General features: G+C 59.7%; 18 protein-coding genes. 9 read left to right on the top strand and 9 right to left on the bottom strand.

The genetic code is table 11. The annotated features are described in order from the left end of the window. Window positions 1–16: 16 nt before the first annotated feature. The 6 genes from prpD to ICA16_RS21775 all read right to left on the bottom strand — a co-directional run bounded on the left by prpD (window position 17) and on the right by ICA16_RS21775 (window position 8,605). The gene (gene prpD / locus ICA16_RS21800; RefSeq protein ID WP_210701533.1) at window positions 17–1,501 is read right to left on the bottom strand and encodes a 2-methylcitrate dehydratase; all 1,485 of its coding nucleotides are present in this window, start codon (window positions 1,499–1,501) and stop codon (window positions 17–19) included. A gap of 192 nt (window positions 1,502–1,693) precedes the next feature. Then, window positions 1,694–2,884: a 2-methylaconitate cis-trans isomerase PrpF gene (prpF, locus tag ICA16_RS21795; RefSeq protein ID WP_210701532.1), complete on the bottom strand. Its 1,191-nt coding sequence runs from the start codon at window positions 2,882–2,884 to the stop codon at window positions 1,694–1,696. Between the two features lie 54 nt (window positions 2,885–2,938). After that, on the bottom strand, window positions 2,939–5,533 hold the full coding sequence (acnD, locus tag ICA16_RS21790) for a Fe/S-dependent 2-methylisocitrate dehydratase AcnD (protein WP_210701530.1): 2,595 nt from the start codon (window positions 5,531–5,533) through the stop codon (window positions 2,939–2,941). Between the two features lie 198 nt (window positions 5,534–5,731). Further along, complete coding sequence (gene prpC / locus ICA16_RS21785; protein ID WP_210701529.1) at window positions 5,732–6,859, bottom strand: bifunctional 2-methylcitrate synthase/citrate synthase; 1,128 nt, start codon at window positions 6,857–6,859, stop codon at window positions 5,732–5,734. Between the two features lie 136 nt (window positions 6,860–6,995). Continuing rightward, entirely contained in the window at window positions 6,996–7,886 is an 891-nt protein-coding gene (gene prpB / locus ICA16_RS21780; RefSeq protein ID WP_150601332.1) for a methylisocitrate lyase, read from the bottom strand. Then, window positions 7,883–8,605: a GntR family transcriptional regulator gene (locus ICA16_RS21775; RefSeq protein ID WP_181818557.1), complete on the bottom strand. Its 723-nt coding sequence runs from the start codon at window positions 8,603–8,605 to the stop codon at window positions 7,883–7,885. The genes prpB and ICA16_RS21775 overlap by 4 nt, the downstream gene beginning before the upstream one ends. A gap of 347 nt (window positions 8,606–8,952) precedes the next feature. Between ICA16_RS21775 and rloA the strand changes: the two genes are divergently transcribed. The 4 genes from rloA to pabB all read left to right on the top strand — a co-directional run bounded on the left by rloA (window position 8,953) and on the right by pabB (window position 13,572). After that, entirely contained in the window at window positions 8,953–9,489 is a 537-nt protein-coding gene (rloA, locus tag ICA16_RS21770) for a retropepsin-like aspartic peptidase RloA (protein WP_016983749.1), read from the top strand. Window positions 9,490–9,494: 5 nt separating this feature from the next. Further along, a complete protein-coding gene (gene rloB, locus ICA16_RS21765; protein ID WP_150601331.1) occupies window positions 9,495–11,030 on the top strand; it encodes an osmotic stress tolerance membrane protein RloB in 1,536 nt (511 codons plus the stop codon). After that, the gene (locus ICA16_RS21760) at window positions 11,030–12,016 is read left to right on the top strand and encodes an alpha-L-glutamate ligase-like protein (RefSeq protein ID WP_150601330.1); all 987 of its coding nucleotides are present in this window, start codon (window positions 11,030–11,032) and stop codon (window positions 12,014–12,016) included. The genes rloB and ICA16_RS21760 overlap by 1 nt, the downstream gene beginning before the upstream one ends. A gap of 212 nt (window positions 12,017–12,228) precedes the next feature. Then, a complete protein-coding gene (gene pabB / locus ICA16_RS21755) occupies window positions 12,229–13,572 on the top strand; it encodes an aminodeoxychorismate synthase component I (RefSeq protein ID WP_210553611.1) in 1,344 nt (447 codons plus the stop codon). A gap of 97 nt (window positions 13,573–13,669) precedes the next feature. On the opposite strand, the gene thrH is transcribed toward pabB, so the two are convergent. Next, window positions 13,670–14,287 (bottom strand): bifunctional phosphoserine phosphatase/homoserine phosphotransferase ThrH, encoded by a 618-nt coding sequence (gene thrH / locus ICA16_RS21750; RefSeq protein ID WP_150601328.1) that lies wholly within the window; start codon window positions 14,285–14,287, stop codon window positions 13,670–13,672. A gap of 164 nt (window positions 14,288–14,451) precedes the next feature. On the opposite strand from thrH, the gene ICA16_RS21745 reads away from it, so the two are divergent. The 3 genes from ICA16_RS21745 to ICA16_RS21735 all read left to right on the top strand — a co-directional run bounded on the left by ICA16_RS21745 (window position 14,452) and on the right by ICA16_RS21735 (window position 18,083). After that, window positions 14,452–15,186 carry a phosphoadenylyl-sulfate reductase gene (locus ICA16_RS21745; protein WP_150616752.1) on the top strand — a complete coding sequence of 245 codons (735 nt, stop codon included), beginning with the start codon at window positions 14,452–14,454 and terminating at the stop codon, window positions 15,184–15,186. Window positions 15,187–15,763: 577 nt separating this feature from the next. Further along, complete coding sequence (locus tag ICA16_RS21740) at window positions 15,764–17,302, top strand: NCS1 family nucleobase:cation symporter-1 (RefSeq protein WP_210701527.1); 1,539 nt, start codon at window positions 15,764–15,766, stop codon at window positions 17,300–17,302. 52 nt (window positions 17,303–17,354) lie between these two features. After that, the gene (locus ICA16_RS21735; protein ID WP_150601325.1) at window positions 17,355–18,083 is read left to right on the top strand and encodes an aspartate/glutamate racemase family protein; all 729 of its coding nucleotides are present in this window, start codon (window positions 17,355–17,357) and stop codon (window positions 18,081–18,083) included. A 132-nt stretch (window positions 18,084–18,215) separates the two neighbouring features. Here ICA16_RS21735 and ICA16_RS21730 read toward each other — a convergent pair whose 3' ends face one another. Beyond that, on the bottom strand, window positions 18,216–19,139 hold the full coding sequence (locus ICA16_RS21730; RefSeq protein ID WP_210701525.1) for a LysR family transcriptional regulator: 924 nt from the start codon (window positions 19,137–19,139) through the stop codon (window positions 18,216–18,218). Between the two features lie 127 nt (window positions 19,140–19,266). Here ICA16_RS21730 and ICA16_RS21725 point away from each other — a divergent pair, with 127 nt between their 5' ends. Beyond that, the gene (locus ICA16_RS21725; protein WP_150616755.1) at window positions 19,267–20,013 is read left to right on the top strand and encodes a 3-oxoacyl-ACP reductase family protein; all 747 of its coding nucleotides are present in this window, start codon (window positions 19,267–19,269) and stop codon (window positions 20,011–20,013) included. Window positions 20,014–20,097: 84 nt separating this feature from the next. Here the strand turns inward: ICA16_RS21725 and ICA16_RS21720 are convergent, their stop codons facing one another. Continuing rightward, a complete protein-coding gene (locus ICA16_RS21720) occupies window positions 20,098–20,793 on the bottom strand; it encodes an HAD-IA family hydrolase (protein WP_150616756.1) in 696 nt (231 codons plus the stop codon). A 246-nt stretch (window positions 20,794–21,039) separates the two neighbouring features. Here ICA16_RS21720 and ICA16_RS21715 point away from each other — a divergent pair. Then, window positions 21,040–23,690, top strand: a 2,651-nt coding sequence (locus ICA16_RS21715) for a DUF6531 domain-containing protein (RefSeq protein ID WP_210701524.1), incomplete at its 3' end; no start/stop codon positions are given.

The following is a 23,690-nucleotide window of genomic DNA, read 5'->3' as shown; positions in this document are numbered from 1 at the left end:
TCCTACAGGGTTTGCGTCAGATCACGAAAAGGTCTACGAAGCGGTTTACGGGAGTGGCTTCCAGCCGCGACTGATCTTTGCACAGCGCGAAGATCTCGGCGCTGCGCTGGCCGGTGAAGCGTGTTGCCAGGTTCGCCTTGAACTTGTCTTCCAGCAAAGGAATGCCCTGCGCACGGCGGCGGCGATGGCCGATCGGGTATTCCACCACGACGTTGTCAGTGCTGGTGCCGTCCTTGAAAAACACCTGCACGGCGTTGGCAATCGAGCGCTTGTCGGCCTCGAGGTATTCGCGGCTGAAACGCGGCTCTTCGACAATAAGCATTTTCTCGCGCAGCACATCGATGATCGGATGCGCTTTGTGGAAATCGTCCTCGTATTGCTCGGCGATCAGGTTGCCGAAGGCCAACGGCACAGCGGTCATGTATTGAATGCAGTGATCGCGGTCGGCAGAGTTGGCCAGCGGCCCGACCTTGGAAATAATGCGGATCGCCGATTCGTGGGTGGTGATGACGATTCGCTCGATTTCGTGCAGACGATTGCGCACCTGCGGATGCAACGTCACCGCGGCTTCACACGCGGTTTGCGCGTGGAACTCGGCGGGGAAGCTGATCTTGAACAGGACGTTTTCCATCACATAACTGCCGAATGGCCGTGAGAAAGCGAAGGCGCGTTTGTCTTGCGGCTTCAACGCCAGATCGCTGTTGGTGTGGCTGAACAGTACGTCGTAAAAACCCCACTGCTTGGCACTCAACACACCGGGAATGCCCATTTCGCCGCGCATGGCGATGTCGGCCAGACGCACGCCACGGCTGGACGCATCCCCCGCTGCCCAGGATTTTCGCGAGCCAGCATTCGGTGCATGACGGTAGGTGCGCAGCGCCTGACCGTCGGCGAATGCATGGGACAGCGCCGACAACATCTGCTCACGATTGGCGCCCATCAGTTTGGCGGTCACGGCGGTCGAGGCGACTTTGACCAGAATGACGTGATCAAGCCCTACGCGGTTGAAGGAGTTTTCCAGAGCAATGACGCCCTGAATCTCATGAGCCATGATCATCGCTTCCAGCACATCGCGAATCGTCAGCGCTGCTTCAGCGTTGGCCAAGCGCTTCTGCGAGAGGTGATCGGCCACCGCGAGAATTGCGCCGAGGTTGTCCGACGGATGCCCCCACTCGGCGGCGAGCCAGGTGTCGTTGTAGTCGAGCCAGCGCACGATACAACCGATATCCCACGCTGCTTTCACCGGATCAAGGCGATAGCTGGTGCCCGGCACTCGAGCGCCAAACGGCACGACGGTGCCTTCGACGATGGGGCCAAGGTGCTTGGTGCATTCGGGAAAACGCAGCGCCAGCAGACCGCAACCCAGCGTGTCCATCAGGCAGTGGCGGGCGGTGTTCAGGGCTTCGGTGGATTCAACTTTGAAGGTCAGAACGTAGTCGGCGATGTCCTGCAGGACACGGTCGTAGTCGGGGCGGTTGTTCAGGTCGACGTTGGCGCTCATGTTCGATTCACTCTTTAAGTGGTTCGTTGATGGGACCTCGGTTCAGGCAATGGACTTTTAGAATTGAAATGCGACCCCCATGTAGGAGCTGCCGAAGGCTGCGATCTTTTGATCTTTCCTTTAAGAACCAGATCAAAAGATCGTCCGATCGCGGCCCGAGCCTTCGGCAGCTCCTACAGGGGAAGTTGTCGTTTAGAAAGAATCACCAGGGACGCGCACATAGCCTTCCATCAGGACGCGCGCACTGCGGCTCATGATGGCTTTTTTTACCACCCACTCACCGTTTTCCAGACTGGCCTCGGCGCCCACGCGCAACGTGCCGGAAGGATGGCCGAAACGCACGGCGCTGCGCTCAACGCCACCCGTCGCAAGGTTCACCAGCGTCCCGGGAATGGCCGCCGCAGTGCCGATTGCCACCGCAGCCGTGCCCATCATGGCGTGGTGCAATTTGCCCATCGATAACGCACGCACCAGCAAATCAACGTCACCGGCAGCAATCGCTTTACCACTGGATGCCACGTAATCCGCAGGCTTGGCGACGAACGCGACTTTCGGCGTGTGTTGGCGCTTGTCCGCTTCATCAAGACTCGAGATCAGGCCCATGCGCAAAGCGCCATAAGCGCGGATGGTCTCGAACATCTGCAAGGCTTTCGGGTCGCTGTTGATCGCACTTTGCAGTTCGGTGCCGGTGTAACCGATGTCTTCGGCGTTGACGAAAATCGTCGGAATACCCGCATTGATCATGGTCGCCTTGAACGTGCCAACACCCGGCACTTCCAGCTCATCGATCAGGTTGCCGGTGGGGAACATCGAGCCACCACCGCCCTCTTCTTCTGCCGCCGGTTCCATGAACTCCACCTGCACTTCGGCCGCTGGAAAGGTCACGCCGTCGAGTTCGAAATCCCCGGTTTCCTGCACTTCACCGTTGGTGATCGGCACGTGGGCGATGATGGTTTTGCCGATATTGGCCTGCCACACGCGCACCACGGCGACACCGTTGTGCGGAATGCGGCTGGCGTCGACCAGGCCGTTGCTGATCGCAAACGAACCGACCGCCGCCGACAGATTGCCGCAGTTGCCGCTCCAGTCCACGAACGGCTTGTCGATGGAGACCTGGCCAAACAGGTAATCGACGTCGTGATCCGCCTTAGTGCTTTTCGACAGGATCACGGTTTTGCTGGTGCTTGAAGTGGCGCCGCCCATGCCGTCGATTTGCTTGTCGTACGGGTCGGGGCTGCCGATCACGCGTAGCAGCAAGGCGTCGCGGGCGGGGCCTGGAACCTGCGCCGCTTCAGGCAAATCTTTCAGGCTGAAGAACACGCCTTTGCTGGTACCGCCGCGCATGTAGGTGGCGGGAATCTTGATTTGCGGAACGTGAACCATGGTGCTCCTTAACGAGGGCATGGGACTTGAAGTCCCATGCCCACATCCGATGATTTAAACGGCAACCGCCGACTCTTCGAGGAAGTCCTGCGCGAAGCGTTGCAACACGCCGCCGGCCTCGTAGATCGACACTTCTTCAGCGGTATCGAGGCGGCAGGTCACCGGCACGTCGACGCGCTCGCCATTCTTGCGATGGATCACCAGCGTCAGGTCGGCGCGCGGTTTGCGCTCGCCAATCACGTCGTAGGTTTCGCTGCCGTCGATGGCCAGGGTGTGACGGTCGGTGCCCGCCTTGAACTCCAGCGGCAACACGCCCATGCCCACCAGGTTGGTGCGATGGATACGCTCGAAACCTTCCGCGGCAATTGCCTCGACACCCGCCAGACGCACGCCTTTGGCCGCCCAGTCGCGGGACGAACCCTGACCGTAATCGGCGCCGGCGATGATGATCAGCGGCTGCTTGCGTTCCATATAGGTTTCGATGGCTTCCCACATGCGCATGACTTTGCCTTCCGGCTCGACACGGGCCAGCGAACCCTGCTTGACCTTGCCGTTTTCCAAGACCATTTCGTTGAACAGTTTCGGGTTGGCGAACGTCGCGCGCTGGGCGGTCAAGTGGTCGCCACGGTGGGTGGCGTAGGAGTTGAAGTCCTCTTCCGGCAAGCCCATTTTCGCCAGGTATTCGCCGGCGGCGCTGTCGAGCATGATCGCGTTCGACGGCGACAGGTGATCGGTGGTGATGTTGTCCGGCAGCACCGCCAGCGGGCGCATGCCCTTGAGCGGACGCGCGCCGGCCAGCGCGCCTTCCCAATACGGCGGACGGCGAATGTAGGTGCTCATCTCGCGCCAGTCATACAGCGGCGTGACTTTCGGGCCGGTGTCTTCATGGATGGCGAACATCGGGATGTAGACCTGACGGAACTGCTCAGGCTTGACCGAAGACTTCACCACGGCGTCGATTTCTTCGTCGCTCGGCCAGATGTCCTTGAGGCGAATTTCCTTGCCGTCGACCACGCCCAAGACATCCTTCTCGATGTCGAAACGGATGGTCCCGGCGATGGCATACGCGACCACCAAGGGCGGCGATGCAAGGAAGGCCTGCTTGGCGTACGGGTGGATGCGGCCGTCGAAGTTGCGGTTGCCCGAGAGCACGGCAGTCGCATACAGATCGCGGTCGATGATTTCCTGCTGGATCACCGGGTCCAGTGCGCCGGACATGCCGTTGCACGTGGTGCAGGCGAACGCCACGACGCCGAAACCGAGTTGTTCCAGTTCGGTGGTCAGCCCCGCTTCGTCGAGGTACAGCGCCACGGTTTTCGAACCCGGCGCCAGCGAGGATTTGACCCACGGTTTGCGCGTCAATCCGAGTCGGTTGGCATTGCGCGCGATCAGGCCGGCGGCAATCACGTTGCGCGGATTGCTGGTGTTGGTGCAACTGGTGATGGCCGCGATGATCACCGCGCCATCGGGCATTTGCCCCGGCACGTCATCCCACTGACCGGAGATGCCTTTGGCCGCCAGATCCGAGGTTGCTACGCGAGCGTGCGGGTTGCTCGGGCCGGCCATGTTGCGCACCACCGACGACAAGTCGAAGGTCAGGCCGCGCTCGTATTGCGCGCCTTTGAGGCTGTCGGCCCACAGACCGGTGGTCTTGGCGTAGTGCTCGACAAGCTGCACTTGCTGATCTTCACGTCCGGTGAGTTTGAGGTAGTCGATGGTCTGCTGGTCGATGTAGAACATCGCCGCGGTGGCGCCGTATTCCGGGGCCATGTTGGAGATGGTTGCGCGGTCGCCGAGGGTCAGCGCGGCAGCGCCTTCACCGAAGAACTCCAGCCACGCGCCGACGACTTTCTGCTTGCGCAGGTATTCAGTCAGCGCCAGCACCATGTCGGTGGCGGTGATGCCCGGTTGCAGCTTGCCGGTCAGTTCGACCCCGACGCTTTCTGGCAGGCGCATCCACGAGGCGCGGCCGAGCATTACGCTCTCGGCTTCGAGGCCGCCGACGCCGATGGCGATCACGCCCAGCGCATCGACGTGCGGGGTGTGGCTGTCGGTACCGACGCAAGTGTCGGGGAACGCCACGCCGTCACGCACCTGAATCACCGGAGACATTTTCTCCAGGTTGATCTGGTGCATGATGCCGTTGCCCGGCGGGATCACATCAACATTCTTGAAGGCTTTTTTGGTCCAGTTGATGAAGTGAAAACGGTCTTCATTGCGACGATCTTCGATGGCGCGATTCTTCTCGAACGCCTGCGCATCAAAGCCCCCCGCCTCGACCGCCAGCGAGTGGTCGACGATCAGTTGCGTCGGCACCACCGGATTGACTTGCGCCGGATCACCACCCTGCGAGGCAATCGCGTCACGCAGACCGGCGAGGTCGACCAGTGCGGTCTGACCGAGAATGTCATGGCAGACAACCCGCGCCGGGAACCAAGGGAAATCGAGGTCGCGCTTGCGCTCGATGAATTGCTTCAGGGATTCGGTCAGCGTGGCCGGGTCGCAGCGACGCACAAGGTTTTCCGCCAGCACGCGCGAGGTGTACGGCAGGGTGTCGTAGGCGCCGGGCTGGATCACATCGACAGCCGCACGGACGTCGAAGTAATCCAGCGGAGTGCCGGGCAGGTTCTTGCGAAATTCTGTGTTCATCGGGTCAGGACTCGGGTCACGGGAGTTTCAAAGGGTGGGGGCTGACACCAACCCTGAACCGACCCCGATCCCCTGTAGGAGCTGCCGAAGGCTGCGATCCTTTGATCTTGCTTCTAAAACTCAAAATCAAAAGATCGCAGCCTTCGGCAGCTCCTACAGGGTTTTCGGTGTGGCTCAAGGTCGGGGTCAGCTCACCATTCAGCGACGTTCGATTGGCACGAACTTGCGCTGTTCTACGCCGACGTATTCGGCGCTTGGACGGATGATGCGGTTGTTGGCACGCTGTTCGAACACGTGCGCGGCCCAGCCGGTCAGGCGCGAGCAGACGAAGATCGGTGTGAACAGCTTGGTCGGGATGCCCATGAAGTGGTACGCCGAGGCATGGTAGAAGTCGGCGTTCGGGAACAGTTTCTTCTGCTCCCACATGGTCTTGTCGATGGCTTCGGAAACCGCGAACAGCACCTTGTCACCGACTTCATCAGAGAGCTTTTTCGCCCAACCCTTGATCACCTCGTTGCGCGGATCGCTGTCCTTATAGATAGCGTGGCCGAAGCCCATGATCTTGTCTTTGCGCTCGAGCATGCCGAGGGTGCCTTTGATCGCGTCTTCGGGCGTTGAGAAGCGTTCGATCATTTCCATCGCCGCTTCGTTGGCGCCGCCGTGCAGCGGGCCGCGCAACGAACCGATGGCCGCAGTGACGCAGGAATACAGATCGGACAGGGTCGACGCGCAAACGCGGGCGGTGAAGGTCGAGGCGTTGAATTCGTGTTCGGCGTAGAGAATCAGCGACACGTTCATCACTTTGACGTGCAGTTCGCTCGGCTTCTTGTCGTGCAGCAAGTGCAGGAAGTGGCCGCCGATGGATTGTTCATCGGTCACGCAGTTGATGCGTTTGCCATCGTGGCTGAAGCGATACCAGTAGCACATGATCGCCGGGAACGCGGCCAGCAGACGGTCAGTCTTGTCCTGCTGCTCGGAGAAGTCCTTCTCCGGTTCGATGTTGCCAAGGAACGAGCAACCGGTGCGCATCACGTCCATCGGGTGGGCGTCGGCGGGGATGCGTTCCAGCACTTCTTTCAGCGCTTGCGGCAGGTCGCGCAGCTTGCTCAGTTTGCCTTGATAAGCGTCGAGCTCGGCCTGGGTCGGCAGTTCGCCGTACAGCAGCAGGTACGCCACTTCTTCAAATTGCGCATCGGCTGCCAGTTCGCGCACGTCGTAGCCGCGATAGGTCAGCCCGGCACCGGCCTGGCCTACGGTGGACAGTGCGGTTTGCCCGGCAACCTGGCCCCGGAGCCCGGCGCCACTGAGTACTTTTGCTTCGGCCATTGCTGTCTCCAATTTTTGAATTTGTTAGGGAATCTGCAATTTCGGTGTTGTTTGTAAAAGATCGCAGCCTGCGGCAGCTTCTACAGATATCCATGTAGGAGCTGTCGAGTGAAACGAGGCTGCGATCTTTTGATCTTCATTTTTTCGCCGCAAACAACGCATCGAGCTTCTGCTCGAACGTGTGGTAATCGATGCGATCGTAGAGCTCCATGCGAGTCTGCATGGTGTCGATGACATTCTGCTGCGTGCCGTCGCGGCGGATCGCGGTGTAGACATTTTCCGCAGCCTTGTTCATCGCGCGGAACGCCGACAGCGGATACAGCACCAGCGACACATCGGCGCCGGCCAGTTGCTCGGTGGTGTACAGCGGCGTCGCGCCGAACTCGGTGATGTTGGCCAGAATCGGCGCTTTCACGCGGTTGGCGAACAGCTTGTACATCTCAAGCTCGGTGATGGCTTCCGGGAAGATCATGTCGGCGCCGGCCTCGATGCACGCCGCGGCGCGATCCAGTGCAGACTCCAGACCTTCAACGGCCAGCGCATCGGTACGCGCCATGATCACGAAGCTGTCGTCGGTACGGGCATCGACGGCAGCCTTGATGCGGTCGACCATTTCCTGCTGGCTGACAATCTCTTTATTCGGACGATGGCCGCAGCGCTTGGCGCCGACCTGGTCTTCGATGTGGATCGCCGCCGCGCCGAACTTGATCATCGATTTGACGGTACGCGCCACGTTAAAGGCCGAAGAACCGAAACCGGTGTCGACATCCACCAAAAGCGGCAAGTCGCAGACGTCGGTGATGCGCCGTACGTCGGTGAGCACGTCATCCAGACCGGTGATGCCCAGATCCGGCACGCCGAGGGAACCTGCGGCCACCCCGCCACCGGACAAGTAGATCGCCTTGAAACCGGCTCGTTTGGCCAACAGCGCGTGGTTGGCGTTGATCGCACCGACCACCTGCAAAGGGTGCTCGCTGGCGACCGCATCGCGGAAACGCTGGCCTGGAGTGTTCGGGTTGGAACTCATGACTCACCTCGTTCAGTGGCTGTCTTATTGTGGGCGCCGTCCTGGTAATGACGGGCGATGTTGCGTTTCGAGGCGCCGATGTGGCGGCGCATCAACAATTCCGCGAGTTCGCCGTCACGGTCGGCGATGGCATCGAGAATCCTGTGGTGTTCGGCGAAGGCCTGGCGCGGGCGGTTCGGCGTGGTCGAGAACTGGATGCGGTACATGCGCACCAGTTGATAGAGCTCGCCGCAGAGCATCTGCGTCAGCGTGCGGTTGCCGCTGCCCTGGATGATGCGGTAGTGGAAATCGAAATCGCCTTCCTGCTGGTAGTAACCGACCCCGGCCTGAAATGCCGCGTCGCGCTCGTGGGTTTCCAGCACCCGACGCAGCTCATCGATTTCTTCGACGCTCATGCGTTCAGCCGCCAGACGACAGGCCATGCCTTCGAGGGATTCACGGATTTCGTAGAGTTCCAGCAATTCGGCATGGCTGAGTGATACCACTCGCGCACCGACGTGCGGCACGCGCACCAGCAGGCGCTGACCTTCCAGACGGTGGATCGCCTCACGCAACGGCCCACGGCTGATGCCATAGGTGCGTGCCAGCTCAGGCTCGGAGATCTTGCTACCCGGAGCAATCTCACCTCTGACGATAGCCGCCTGAATGCGTCGAAAGACGTTTTCCGAGAGCGTCTCGGAATCGTCGCCGCTGATGACCGGGGGATCGAGTTGATCCAGCATGATTGTCGACACCTTGAAATCCAATGCGGCAAAAACTAGCTAATTAAGCCTAATCAGTCAAAGGATAAATAGATATTGTCGACAATCGTCTAATAACCGGAAAAGATCGCAGCCTTCGGCAGCTCCTACATCGATCCCTGTAGGAGCTGCCGAAGGCTGCGATCTTTTGATCTTTTATAGACCGGCCCAAGCGCTGGCGCCATAAACCCACCGTGCTAGAATGCCGCCCGCATTTGCTGGCCATTTGTACGGCTTGTCATAAAAAGCTGAAAGGCACACGAAGGGACCTGCGCAAGTTTTGCCAGGCACCTGAACCGAAAACGGAACGCTGCGCACCAGGATTTATGAGACTCAAGCCTTTTCCCACATTCTTCGCCCTGTTTTGCCTGCCCGGCCTAGCCGCCGCGGGGGAAAAAACCGTGTATGGCCTCAACGAATACGCTTCGCTTGACGGCATCAATCTGGAAGTCGCGGCCAAACTCGATACCGGCGCTAAAACCGCCTCGCTGAGTGCCCGCGACATCAAACGCTTCAAGCGCAATGGTGAATCCTGGGTCCGTTTCTACCTGGCGATCGACGCCGCGCATTCGCACCCGATCGAACGTCCGCTGGCCCGCGTCAGCAAGATCAAGCGCCGGGCCGGCGACTACGACCCGGAAGAAGGCAAAAAGTACACCGCGCGCCCGGTGATCGAGCTGGATATCTGCATGGGTTCGGCAATGCGCAGCATCGAAGTGAACCTGACCGACCGAAGTGCGTTCCAATACCCGCTTTTGATCGGTTCCGAAGCGCTGAAACGCTTCGACGCGCTGGTCGACCCCAGTCTTAAATACGCTGCAGGCAAACCCGCTTGCACCATCGCCGCTCATACCGCCGAGTAATTTCCATGCGTTCTCTAACCTTCCACCTGAAAATCCTGATCACCATTCTGGTGCTCCTGGGCGTTTCGGTTACGGCCTATCAGATTTTCGTACTCGGCATCCCGGTGACCGAAGACGCCACCGACGACTTGTGGAACATCGACGCCAAAGTCGAGTTCGTCGCCAGCACCAAAGACCCGGTGAAGATCCAGATGTTCGTGCCGCCGCTGAGCCGCGATTACGTCAGCCTCAACGAGAGCTTCATCTCCAATAACTACGGCGTGTCGGTGAACCGCGTCGACGGCAACCGCAAAGTGACCTGGTCGGCGCGACGCGCCAAGGGCAATCAGACCCTTTATTACCGTCTGGTACTGACCAAGCGTTACACCGCAGAAAAAACCAAGACCAAAGGCCCGACCTTCCGCGACAGCATGGTCATCGAAGGCCCGGAAAAAATCGCCGCCGAATCGCTGCTCGCACCGATTCGCCAGCACTCGGCCGACGTTGAAACCTTCATCGGCGAAGCGATCAAGCGCGTCAACAACGTCAACGACGACAACGTCAAACTGCTGCTGGCTGGCGATCCATCGACGCCGCACAAAGCCAAGATCGTCGAGCTGCTGCTGTCCATCGCCCACGTCCCGGTGGAAAAAGTCCACACCATCCGCCTCGTCGCCGATCAGCCGCAAACGCCTGAACTGTGGCTGCGCAGCTTCAACGGCACGGACTGGCTGTACTTCAATCCGGAAACCGGCGAACAGGGCCTGCCGACCGACCGTCTGCTGTGGTGGACCGGCGATGAAAACCTGATCACCGTCGACGGCGGCAAGAAAGCCAACGTGACCTTCAGCCTGAACAACAGCGAGATGAACGCGATTCGTCTGGCCAAGCTGACTGACGAAAACACTGACGCCAACTTCCTCGAATACTCGCTCTACGGCCTGCCGCTGCAAACCCAACAGACCTTCATGATCATGGTGATGATCCCGATCGGCGTGCTGGTGATCCTGATCCTGCGCAACCTGATCGGCCTGCAGACACTCGGCACGTTTACCCCGGTGCTGATCGCCCTCGCCTTCCGTGAAACGCAGCTCGGGTTTGGCATCCTGCTGTTTACCGTGATTACCGCGCTGGGCCTGTCGTTACGCTCGTATCTGGAACACCTGAAGCTGCAAATGCTGCCGCGACTGTCGGTGGTGCTGACGTTTGTCGTGGTGTTGATCGCGGCAATCAGTCTGTTCAGCCACAAACTGGGTCTGGAGCGGGGCCTGTCGGTGGCGCTGTTCCCGATGGTGATTCTGACCATGACCATCGAACGCCTGTCGATCACCTGGGAAGAACGCGGTGCCAGCCATGCGATGAAAGTCGCGATCGGCACCTTGTTCGCAGCGTCTCTGGCGCACCTGATCATGACCGTGCCGGAGCTTGTGTACTTCGTGTTCACCTTCCCGGCGATCCTGCTGATTCTGGTGGGCTTCATGCTGGCGATGGGTCGTTATCGCGGGTACCGCCTGACCGAACTGGTGCGTTTCAAGGCGTTCCTGAAGAAGGCTGACAGCTGATGTTCGGTTTCTGGAAGACCTGGAAGGCCCTGGAAGCCCGGGGCATCATGGGCATCAATCGGCGTAACGCCGACTACGTGCTCAAGTACAACAAGCGCAGTCTGTACCCGATCGTCGATGACAAGATCATCACCAAGGAGCGCGCCATCGAGGCCGGCATTCACGTGCCGGAGTTGTATGGCGTGATTTCCACCGAGAAGGAAATCGACAAACTCGGCGAGATCATCGGCGGGCGCAGCGACTTCGTGATCAAGCCGGCACAAGGCGCTGGCGGCGACGGCATCATCGTCATCGCCGACCGTTTCGAGGGCCGCTATCGCACGGTCTCGGGCAAGATCCTCGCCCACGAAGAGCTCGAGCATCACATCTCGAGCATCCTCACCGGCCTGTACTCGCTGGGCGGCCACCGTGATCGCGCGCTGATCGAATACCGCGTGACCCCGGACCAGATCTTCAAAAGCATCAGTTATGAAGGCGTGCCAGACATACGCATCATTGTGTTGATGGGGTATCCGGTAATGGCGATGTTGCGCCTGCCGACCCGTCAATCCGGCGGCAAGGCCAACCTGCACCAAGGCGCCATCGGCGTCGGCGTGGATCTGGCGACAGGCCTGACTCTGCGCGGCACCTGGCTGAACAACATCATCACCAAACACCCGGACACCACCAACGCAGTAGATGGCGTGCAACTGCCCTACTGGGACGGTTTCATGAAGCTCGCTGCCGGTTGTTATGAGCTGTGTGGTCTGGGTTATATCGGCGTGGACATGGTGCTGGATCAGGAGAAAGGTCCGCTGATTCTCGAGCTGAATGCGCGGCCGGGGCTGAATATCCAGATCGCCAATGATTGCGGCCTGACGTTGCGTACCCATGCGGTGGAAGCGCGACTGGAAGAGCTGAAGGCGCGCGGGGTGACTGAGTCGGTTGAAGAGCGGGTGGCGTTTACTCAGGAAATGTTTGGGCATATTCCTGCGGTAGAGGGCTGAGCCGAAACCGAGTCGCGGCCATCGCGAGCAGGCTCACTCCTACAGGGGAACGCATTCCAATGTAGGAGTGAGCCTGCTCGCGATAGCGGACTTCCTGCCACCGCACGAGTCAACCTTGCCGCCAATCTACCATTCCCCGACATCCCTCTAGGAGCAAGCTCCCCAGAGGACTACAATCCCCACCCCGCTTCAACGGCCGATCTGCCCCGCCCATGTTGACCTGCTCCGTACACCCGCTGCCCTACCGCGCCAATCCCGCCGACTACTTTGCGGCAATCCGCAACGCCCCCGGCGCTGTGCTGCTCGACAGCGGTCGGCCGAGTGCCGAGCGTGGCCGGTATGACTTGCTCAGCGCCTGGCCGCTGGAACAACTGGCCGTCATGCCGGACGAAAGCGGCAGCCTTTTCCTGCAACGTCTGCGCGATAACCTGAGCCGTTTGGGTGAGGCGCAATTGCCCGCTACGCATGAACTGCCGTTCGCCGGGGGGCTGATCGGTTACCTGAGCTACGACTTCGGTCGACATCTGGAACACCTGCCAAGTCAGGCGCGAGATGATCTGCAATTGCCCGACGCACGATTTGGCCTATATGCCTGGGCGCTGATCAGCGATCACCAGACCGCTACCAGCCAACTGGTTTTCCACCCGTCCATCGTCGACAGCGAAAAGCAGCGCCTGATTGCGTTGTTCACTCAACTGCCCGCTGACTCGCTGGCCCCGTTCAAACTGAACAATCCGATGAGCGCCGACCTCTCGGCAGACGATTACCATCAGGCGTTCGAACGCATCCAGCAGTACATTCAGGCCGGTGACTGCTATCAGGTCAACTTCGCCCAGCGCTTCCGCGCTACCTGCCAGGGCGATCCATGGCTGGCCTATTGCGCCCTGCGCGAAGCCTGCCCGACGCCGTTTTCCGGGTTCCAGAGCTTGCCGGACGGTGGTGCGGTGTTAAGCCTGTCGCCGGAACGCTTCGTCAAAGTCAGCCAGGGTCAGGTGGAAACCCGTCCGATCAAAGGCACCCGCCCACGCGGTCTGACGCCGGCCGAAGACGCCGCCAATGCCGCCGAACTGCTGGCAAGTCCCAAGGACCGCGCGGAAAACCTGATGATCGTCGATCTGCTGCGCAACGATCTGGGGCGCACCTGCCGCATCGGTTCGGTGCGGGTGCCGGAGCTGTTCAGTCTGGAGAGTTATCCCAACGTCCATCATCTGGTCAGCAGCGTGACCGGTGAACTGGCGCAGGATCGCGACGCGTTAGACCTGATCGCCGGCAGCTTCCCCGGCGGCTCGATCACCGGCGCGCCGAAGATTCGTGCGATGCAGATCATCGACGAACTGGAGCCAACCCGCCGCGGCTTGTATTGCGGGTCGTTGCTGTATCTGGATGTGCGCGGCGAGATGGACAGCTCCATCGCGATTCGCAGTCTGTTGGTCAAGGATGGGCAGGTGTGCTGCTGGGGCGGCGGCGGGATTGTTGCCGATTCGCACTGGCAGGCGGAGTATCAGGAGTCGATTACCAAAGTGAAAATCCTCCTCGAAACCCTGCAGAACCTCTGAACACCACAACCCCCCTGTAGGAGCTGCCGCAGGCTGCGATCTTTTGATCTTAAAAAGCCAAGATCGCAGCCTGCGGCAGCTCCTACAGGGATTGGGTTTACAGGGACAGTTCGCGATTCGAGGCCTTGAGGAATTCCTGTTTCAGTTCAGCAAACGTGTGCACCGCCGGAAACTGCGGGAACTCGCGGATCACATTGTCCGGCGCATGGAACAGAATCCCCGCATCCGCCTCGCCCAGCATCGTCGTGTCGTTGTACGAATCACCCGCCGCAATCACCCGGTAATACAGGCTCTTGAAGGCCAGCACCGACTGACGCTTGGGATCCTTCTGACGCAACTGATAGCTGGTCACCCGCCCTGTTTCATCGGTAATCAGACGATGGCAAAGCAACGTCGGAAAGCCCAACTGGCGCATCAGAGGCTGGGAAAACTCGTAGAAAGTGTCTGACAGAATCACCACCTGGAAGCGCTCGCGCAGCCAGTTGACGAACTCCACCGCGCCGTCCAGCGGCTTCAGCGTGGCGATCACTTCCTGGATGTCCGAGAGCTTCAGGCCGTGTTCATCGAGGATGCGCAGGCGCTGCTTCATCAACACGTCGTAATCGGGAATGTCCCGGGTGGTGGCCTTGAGGGATTCGATTCCGGTTTTTTCGGCGAAAGCGATCCAGATTTCCGGCACCAACACCCCTTCAAGATCCAGGCAAGCAATTTCCACAAGACACTCCCGTTTGTATTGATTATTGAGTCGAGCGAGGCCGAACTCTAGCGGCTCCACCACGGCCGTGCAACGCACAGCACGCGCCAACTCGCGCAGCTTTTTTGTTACCATCGCCGCCATATAGAGCGCCCAGCGCCACCGACCTGTAGGAAGCCGCCCTGATGAGCCCAACGTTCGATGTCGTGGAACTCGCCACGACCTATGCCAACAAATCCGCTCAGGACATCCTGAAACTCGCGTTCGCCGAGTTTGGCGATGAGTTGTGGATATCTTTCAGCGGCGCCGAGGATGTGGTGCTGGTGGACATGGCCTGGAAGCTGAACAAGAACGTCAAAGTGTTCAGCCTCGACACCGGCCGCCTGCACCCGGAAACCTATCGCTTCATCGAGCAAGTGCGCGAGCACTACAAGATCGACATCGAAATCGTCTCGCCGGACTACACGAAACTGGAACCGTTCGTGAAGGAAAAAGGCCTGTTCAGTTTCTACAAGGACGGCCATGGCGAATGCTGCGGCATCCGCAAGATCGAGCCGCTGCGGCGCAAACTCTCCGACGTCAAAGCCTGGGCCACCGGCCAGCGCCGCGACCAGAGCCCGGGCACGCGCAGTGCCGTGGCCGTGATGGAAATCGACAGCGCATTCTCGACACCGGAACGTACCCTGTACAAATTCAACCCACTGGCACAGATGACCAGCGAAGAGATCTGGGGCTACATCCGCATGCTTGAGCTGCCGTACAACAGCCTGCATGAACGCGGTTTTATCAGCATCGGTTGCGAGCCTTGCACCCGCCCTGTCCTGCCGAACCAGCACGAGCGCGAAGGCCGCTGGTGGTGGGAAGAAGCGACCCAGAAGGAATGCGGGTTGCATGCGGGGAATATCATCAGCAAGGCGTAAATTCCTGCCACGCTGATTTTCCCTTGTAGGAGTGAGCCTGCTCGCGATAGCGGTGTATCAGCCAAAAAATTCATCGACTGGTACACCGCTATCGCGAGCAGGCTCACTCCTACAGGGATTTGTAGCGACTCTAAAAACGTGTACACACAAATGTCACCATCGGTGCCATTTATGTGTGCACTTTTTTGTTTCTGCGCCCTGAAAAGTTACACGCGCTCTACGACTCCCTTCTCTCTGGCGTCCGCCAAAATTCCTCGCAAAAAATAAATACCTGTTCAATCGGTCAATTTTTAACCAATTATTTTCAACGACTTAAGGATCTTCGATAACTTTTCGAAATGAGACGCGCATTTCATATGTGGGTAACTGGCACAAATCTGGCTTTGGTGCATACATGTTTTGTATACAAAACTGCAAAACATAAACACACTTTCGATCCGCAAGCCTGAAGCGCCCTATCCCGTACAGGCTGCAGATGCCCCTAACCTGTGATGGTTTCACTGCCGCGACGAAGATTTGTCGAGCCTGACGGCTTATGCACAGTCATCGCGGCCTTGAACATCAGGAGCCTGCCGGAATGCGTACAAGTCTCTCCAATAACATCGCGCTGAATCTGCCCGCCTCTGCACTCGATCACCCCTCCCCCCACGACGGACTGGTCGACCCCCTGCAACTGAGCCCCCGCTTGCACAACAGCGACCTGGCACCGACCAAGGCCGAGGGGCGACGCTGGGGCAAATACAGCATCTTCGCGTTGTGGACCAACGATGTGCACAACATCGCCAACTACTCGTTCGCCATTGGCCTGTATGCCTTGGGCTTGGGTGGCTGGCAGATTCTGCTGTCGCTGGGGATCGGCGCGGCGCTGGTGTATTTCTTCATGAACCTGTCCGGGTACATGGGGCAGAAAACCGGCGTGCCGTTTCCGGTCATCAGCCGGATCAGTTTCGGCATCCACGGGGCGCAAATTCCTGCGTTGATCCGTGCTGTTATCGCCATCGCCTGGTTCGGCATTCAGACGTATCTGGCATCGGTGGTATTTCGCGTCTTGCTCACGGCGGTTCATCCCGGATTCGCCGAGTACGACCACAATTCGATCCTCGGGCTGTCGACGTTGGGTTGGGTGTGTTTCGTGGTGATCTGGCTCGTGCAACTGGCGATCCTCGCCTACGGCATGGAAATGGTCCGCCGCTATGAAGCGTTTGCCGGGCCGGTGATTCTGGTGACCGTCGCGGCCCTCGCCGCCTGGATGTACACGCAGGCCAACGCGACCATCGCCTGGTCGACTCGCGACCCGCTGACCGGTGGTGAGATGTGGCGCAACATCTTTGCCGGCGGCGCGTTGTGGCTGGCGATCTATGGCACGCTGATTCTCAATTTCTGCGACTTCGCTCGTTCCTCGCCGTGCCGGAAGACCATCAAGGTAGGAAATTTCTGGGGTTTGCCGGTGAACATTCTGGTGTTCGCCGCGATTACCGTCCTGCTGTGCGGCGCGCAGTTTCAGATCAACGGCCGGATCATCGAGAGCCCGACCGAAATCATCGCCTCGATTCCCAATACCTTCTTTCTGGTCCTCGGTTGCCTGGCCTTCCTGATCGTCACCGTGGCGGTGAACATCATGGCCAACTTCGTCGCCCCGGCATTTGTGCTCAGTAACCTGGCGCCGAAGTACCTGACCTTCCGCCGCGCCGGGCTGATCAGCGCGGCCATCGCCGTGTTGATCCTGCCGTGGAATCTCTACAACAGTCCGTTGGTGATCGTGTATTTCCTCTCCGGTCTCGGCGCCCTGCTCGGCCCGTTGTACGGCGTGATCATGGTTGACTACTGGCTGATCCGCAAAGGCCGGATCAATGTCCCGCAGCTCTATAGCGAAGATCCCAACGGCGCTTATTACTACAGCCACGGGGTCAATTTCCGTGCAGTGGCGGCGTTTATTCCTGCCGCGCTGATCGCCATCGTCCTGGCGCTGGTACCGGGTTTCCACAGTGTTTCGCCGTTCTCCTGGCTGATTGGTGCCGGGATCGCCGGATTGCTCTATCTGATCATCGCCAAACGCCAGCCTGACTACGCCGACGTCAGCGGCGAATGCATCGCTGTCGACAACGTCTGCCATTAACTCCTCGCGGCCCGCACTTCGGGCCGCAAACTGCCCGCTATAAGGACTCTCCATGCGCATTCTCGTGGTCAACGTCAACACCACCGAATCCATCACCGATGCCATCGCCCGCTCGGCGCAGGCTGTCGCGTCACCCGGTACGGAAATCGTCGGCCTGACGCCCTACTTCGGCGCCGATTCGATTGAAGGCAATTTCGAAAGCTATCTGGCGGCCATCGCCGTGATGGACCGGGTGATGGCCTACGACCAACCGTTCGACGCGGTGATTCAGGCCGGTTACGGCGAACACGGTCGCGAAGGCTTGCAGGAATTGCTCAACGTTCCGGTGGTGGATATCACCGATGCGGCGGCCAGCACCGCGATGTTTCTCGGCCATGCCTATTCGGTGGTGACCACGCTGGATCGCACCGTGCCGTTGATCGAGGATCGACTGAAACTGTCCGGGCTGTGGGATCGCTGCGCGTCAGTGCGCGCCAGTGGCCTGGCCGTTCTGGAGCTGGAACACGAACCGCAACGCGCGCTGGAAGCAATCGTCCATCAGGCTGAGTTGGCGGTGACGCAGGACAAGGCCGAGGTGATCTGTCTGGGTTGCGGCGGGATGGCCGGGCTTGATGAACAGATTCGCCGGCGCACGGGCGTGCCGGTGGTGGATGGCGTGACGGCGGCGGTGATGGTTGCGGAATCGCTGGTGCGTTTGCGGTTGTCGACGTCGAAAGTGCGGACTTATGCGACGCCGCGGCCGAAGACGATTATTGGCTGGCCGGGGCGGTTTGCACGGTAATCCGCGTTATCGTTCATCGCGGGCAAGCCACGCTCCCACAGGTTCTGCGTTGCTCACACACTTTGCGTACGACGCGAAACCTGTGGGAGCGTGGCTTGCCCGCGATGGCCGCAACTCGGTCCCAAGCCTTGCTCAAACAGCACTAAACCTCTGCACCAACCCCTGCTCCAAAAACTGCTCAATCACAAAATCGACAAACGCCCGAGTCTTGCCCGGCAACAATTTGTGCTCGGCGTAGTAGATCGAGATGTTGCCATCATCGACAAACCAATCCGGCAACACACGCTGCAATGTGCCCGCCTCCAGATAACCCACCGCAAACGGCATGCTCACCAGTGCAATCCCCAGGCCTTGCGCCGCTGTGGCGCAGGCAGCCTCCGAATCGCTCATGGTCATTCGTGCCTTGAGTGTCAGCGGGCTGTGCTGTCGAGTGCGGTGCGTCAGATGCCAGGAACGCACACGTCCGGTTTGCGGGGAGCGGATCAAAATCCCGTCGTGTTGCTTGAGATCGTCCGGCTCGGTGATCGGAGCATTTGCTTTCAGGTAATCGCTAGAGGCCACCAAGACTCGATGCGCGGGCGTCAGTCGCCGCGCGACCACGCCTTGGGGCAGCTCGAAACCGCCACCAATGGCAGCATCGAAACCCTGAGCAATCAGATCAACCTGACGGTTATCGAAATGCCAGTCCGGGTTGATCGCCGGGAATCGCCGCAGAAACTCACCCAGCAATGGCACGATATAGAGACGGCCAAACACCGTGCCCATGCTGACTTTCAAAGTGCCTGCTGGTTGCCCTCCGGCGCTGGCGAGATTGGACACCGCGTTCTGGATCGTGGTCAGGCTGGCGCTGACCTCGCTCAAAAACAGCTGCCCCGCTTCTGTCAGCGTAAGGCTGCGAGTGCTGCGCTGAAACAACCGCACACCGAGCCGTGCCTCGAGTTTCGCCACACTTTTGCCGACCGCCGCCGGGGTCAGGCTCAATCGCCGTGCGGCTTCGGCAAAGCTGCCGACTTCGGCACTGCGGACAAAGCATTCGATACTGCTGAAGGTTTCCATAGGGACCACTATAAACTTCTGGTTTACACAGACTATAGCAAGCAGTGTCTACACGGCTGTCGGTCAGAGGTCGATACTCGGCTCCAACAACAAGGCAGTCCCGCCTTGAACAGTCTGGAGATCGAACATGACCACTCAACACCTCAGCGGCAAAGTCGCTCTGATTCAAGGCGGTTCCCGTGGCATCGGCGCCGCTATCGTCAAACGTCTGGCCGCTGAAGGCGCTGCAGTAGCCTTCACCTACGTGAGCTCCACCGCCAAAGCCGAAGAGTTGCAGAACAGCATCACCGCCAACGGTGGCAAAGCCCTCGCGATCAAGGCCGACAGTGCCGATGCCGCCGCCATCCGCCATGCGGTCAGCAGCACCGTCGAAGCCTTTGGACGTCTGGACATTCTGGTCAACAATGCCGGTGTGCTGGCCATCGCACCACTGGAAGACTTCAAGCTGGAAGACTTCGACCAAACCCTCGCGATCAACGTACGCAGCGTATTCATCGCCTCGCAGGAAGCGGCCAAGCACATGGGCGAAGGCTCACGCATCATCAACATCGGCAGCACTAACGCCGACCGCATGCCCTTCGGCGGCGGCGGTGTTTACGCAATGAGCAAATCGGCACTGGTGGGTCTGACCAAAGGCCTTGCCCGCGATCTCGGTCCACGCGGCATCACCATCAACAACGTGCAGCCCGGCCCGGTCGACACCGACATGAACCCGGCGCACGGTGACTTCGCCGAAAGCCTGATCCCGCTCATGGCTGTAGGTCGTTACGGCACCGCCGATGAAATCGCCAGCTTCGTCGCCTACCTGGTGGGCCCGGAAGCCGGTTACATCACCGGTGCCAGCCTGACCATCGACGGTGGCTTCGGCGCCTGATATTTCTCAATCGACTGTACGAAAAACGCCGCCCTTCCTTTAACGGAGGGGCGGCGTTTTTTGGTTGATCGTGTTACCGCTCGATCAAGCCCATTCCAGCGCCGGCAAACCGCAGGCACTTGGCGTAAACGCCTTCAACGTACGAAGAATCCCGTCGGCGTGGGCGTATTTTTCATCGGCCATGGCGGCGTCGGGAATGGCGATGGCCGTCATGCCCGCCGCTTTCGCTGCGGTAACCCCAAACGGCGAATCCTCGAACACCAGACAATCTTCAGGAGCGACCCCGAGACGACGGGCCGCGGTGAGGAAAATATCCGGCGCGGGTTTGGCTGCGCCGACTTCCGGATCGTCCGCCGTGACAATGAAATCAAACAGCGCAAACCACTCGCGGTGCAACGTGGTTTTCTGACCGAACGACTGTCGTGACGAACTGGTGCCCACGGCGATTGGAATGTTGTGGGCTTTGAGGTGACGAACCAGTTCTTCGGCTCCCGGCATCGCCTGGGCCTTGGGAAAACGCTCGCGCATCAACGGCTCACGGATCACCAGAAACTCTTCGGCTGTGATCGGCAGATCCAGCGCTTGCACCACGTAGTTCGCCAGATCGTTGGCACCGCGGCCAATGATGTTCTGCTTGACGCTCCAGTCGAAGGTGCGCCCGTAACGCTCGGCAATCATCGAGGTGACCTCGGTGTAAATGCCTTCGGTGTCCAGCAGCAAACCGTCCATATCGAAAATCACGGCCTTGATCGGGCCGAACGCCTTCAGCGGTGCATTCATCATCGGATCCGTTATCAAAGACATCCCAGGCGGCGGGTAGCGCCGCTGCTCGGATCTGATTAATGGGTTCAGCAGCATAACGAGCACGGCCGACATTGAGCAACGGGCAATATCTTCTCAAGCGATGAACTGATCGCAGGCAAATAGCGAAACGCCCTACAGATATTGCCTACCTTCCCGACTTCTTTCCTTTTTGATCCCCCGCAAAGTCCGCGCACCTTTATTCACATGCGCGAGTGACTGCGAATGCTTCCACCCAATCGGCTTCTGCCCCTGAACAACAGCATCGGCCTGCTGGTGGTTGCCGCCCTTAATCCTGAGCACCCGGACTTTGAAACCCTGATCCGGGAGTTTCGCCTGTGCCTGAACAACTACGAAGCCTGGGCCGAACAGTTCTGGATGGGCTCGGCGCTGGACATCGAGCAGGTGTTCAAAGTCGGCAACGACGTCAACCTCAGCGCGCCCGTCAACAGCCGTAAACCCATCAGTTCTTCAGTGTTCATGTGCCCGGCCAGCGGCCCCTTGACCCTGGTGCACATGTTTGAAGCCGCTCGCTTTGTACCGATCGGCAACACCCCGCTGACACTCGAACCGGTGATTGCCGACGTCGGCGGCGTGTTGTCCTTCGGCGAACCGCAACGTTATGAAATCGGCCCGAGCGGCATTCTGGAGGTGAGCGATTGCGACCGGGGCCAGCGTTATCGCATCACCTTCTTTCCTGATGTTTCTACCCGGCATGTCCGGGCGCTGTATGCCTCTTATGAAAGTGTCATCAGTGGCCTGGAAGACTGGTTGCGTGGTGAATGGGCAGGGTTTCAGCCGCTTTGGACGGAGTTTTCCAGCGCCGGATTCCGCGAGCGTTTCGGTCAACTGCAACAGGCCGATTGGCGCGGCTTCGACAATGCCTTGCACGGCGTCTGGGATGACATCAAACAACTATTCGCCCTGCTCGCCGACTTGCAGGCCAATAGCGAAAAGCTGCTGGATTATCTGAGCGACATTGAGCTGGACGGTTTGCTGCAGGCTTCCCACGAGGCGATAGCCAACGGCCTGTTGATGCTCAGCGACGAGCCGCTTTTGTTCATTCATCTGGCGGCGTTCACCAGTTGGCTGAAGATGCTGCCGCCGCAATACGTGGCGGAAGTGGTCGCAGAAGTCCGTGTCGAATTGTTGATCAGTTTCTTGTTGATGCGCGTCTCTGGCGGCATTGGCGTGCAGCTGCGTTTGAGCAGCAAAGTGCTGGCGAAAATCAAATCGCCGCGCGCGCGGGAATGGCTGGCGGCTTCTGCTTTGCGCCTGGCTGAACTGAATTCCTCGCCTGATTTGACTCGCCATGCCGGCGCTTTGAAACCGCTGGTGCTCAATGTGCGTGACGTTGAGCTGAAACCGACGCCGTCGATTCCACTGAACATTCGTCAGGCCGATTCCGTGGTTTTGACGGTGCCGAATCCGGCGCCCCTCGCGCGGGACAAGTCGCATGGCATGAGCCGGATGGAGCGCCATGAGCCTCACGATGACGCGTCCGACCAAGCAAAAAACCCCAACGGCGACAGCGCCGATTGTGTGCCGCAGACCTGCACCAACGGCTGTCCGGTGTCGATGGTTACCGGCGAGGAACTGCTGACCCTGACCGATGGCGTGCTCGACGGGTTGCTGCCATTCGAGTTCACAAGGCTGTATCGCACGAGTGCCGCCGAAATCGACCTCGGGCTGGGGTTTGGCTGGAGCCATTCGCTGGCGCATCGGCTGGAGTTCGATGGCGATGGTGTTGTCTGGGTTGACCATGAGAACCGGCGTACGCGGTTTCCGTTGCCAAGTGTTGAGCGGCCGGCGATTCATAACAGTCTGTCGCGAGCGGCGATCTTTCTCGGGGATGAACCGGAGGAATTGATCCTCGCGCTGGCGGGGGACGCGGCGCGGTTTTATCACTTTCGGGCCGGGCGGCTGACGGCGGTTAGTGATGCGTATGGCAATCGTCTGCGCATTGTTCGGGATCGGCAGGATCGGGTTCAGCGTCTGGACAACGGCGCGGGTCGGGCGCTGTTGTTGCGGTATGACCGGGCGCATCTGATCGCGGTTGATTACCAGCGCTTTGACTCGGCGCTGAACCTTGCCGAGCCTTGGCACACCGAACACACCCTCGTCAGTTACCGCTACGACGCCTACCAGCATCTGGTCGAGGCGCGTAACGCGGTCGGCGACAGCGAGCGTTACGACTACGACGATCAGCACGTCATTCTCCAGCGCCAACTCACGGGCGGCGCGAGTTTTTTCTGGGAGTGGGAACGCGCTGGCAAGGCTGCACGTTGCGTCAGGCACTGGGCGTCGTTCTCGCAGATGGACACGCGCTACGTCTGGAATGACGACGGCAGTGTCGTCGTGCATCACGTCGATGGCACCGAAGAAACCTACGTCCACGATGACCGCGCACGACTGGTGCGCAAGGTCGAGGCCGACGGCGGTGAACACCTCAAGGCCTACAACGCTGCGGGCCGTTTGGTCGCCGAGCAGGATCCCTTAGGCGCCGTCACCGAATACCGCTACGACGATGTCGGACGGCTGATCGCGCTGCTTCCGCCAGACGATGAACCAACGTCCTACGAATACCGCAATGGTTTCCTGCACAGCCGCTGCCGTGGCGAGGCGGTGTGGACGTATCGGCGCAATGCTCAGGGCGACGTCACTGAAGCGGTCGATCCTGATGGTCAGGTCAGCCATTACCACTACGACGCTCGCGGGCAGTTGCTGTCGATCCGTTACCCGGACACCAGTCGACACGTGTTTGTCTGGAACCCCCTCGGTCAGTTGGTTGAAGAAACCCTGCCCGATGCTGGCGTGCGGCGTTTTTCCTACGATGCGCTGGGGCGCAGGACTACCACTGTTGATGAACACGGTGC

The sequence above is a fragment of the Pseudomonas anatoliensis genome (assembly GCF_017976235.1).
Classification (GTDB): Bacteria; Pseudomonadota; Gammaproteobacteria; order Pseudomonadales; family Pseudomonadaceae; genus Aquipseudomonas; species Aquipseudomonas anatoliensis.
The sequence above is the reverse complement of the archived record's forward strand: the minus strand, read 5'-3'. Positions and strand labels throughout refer to the sequence as shown.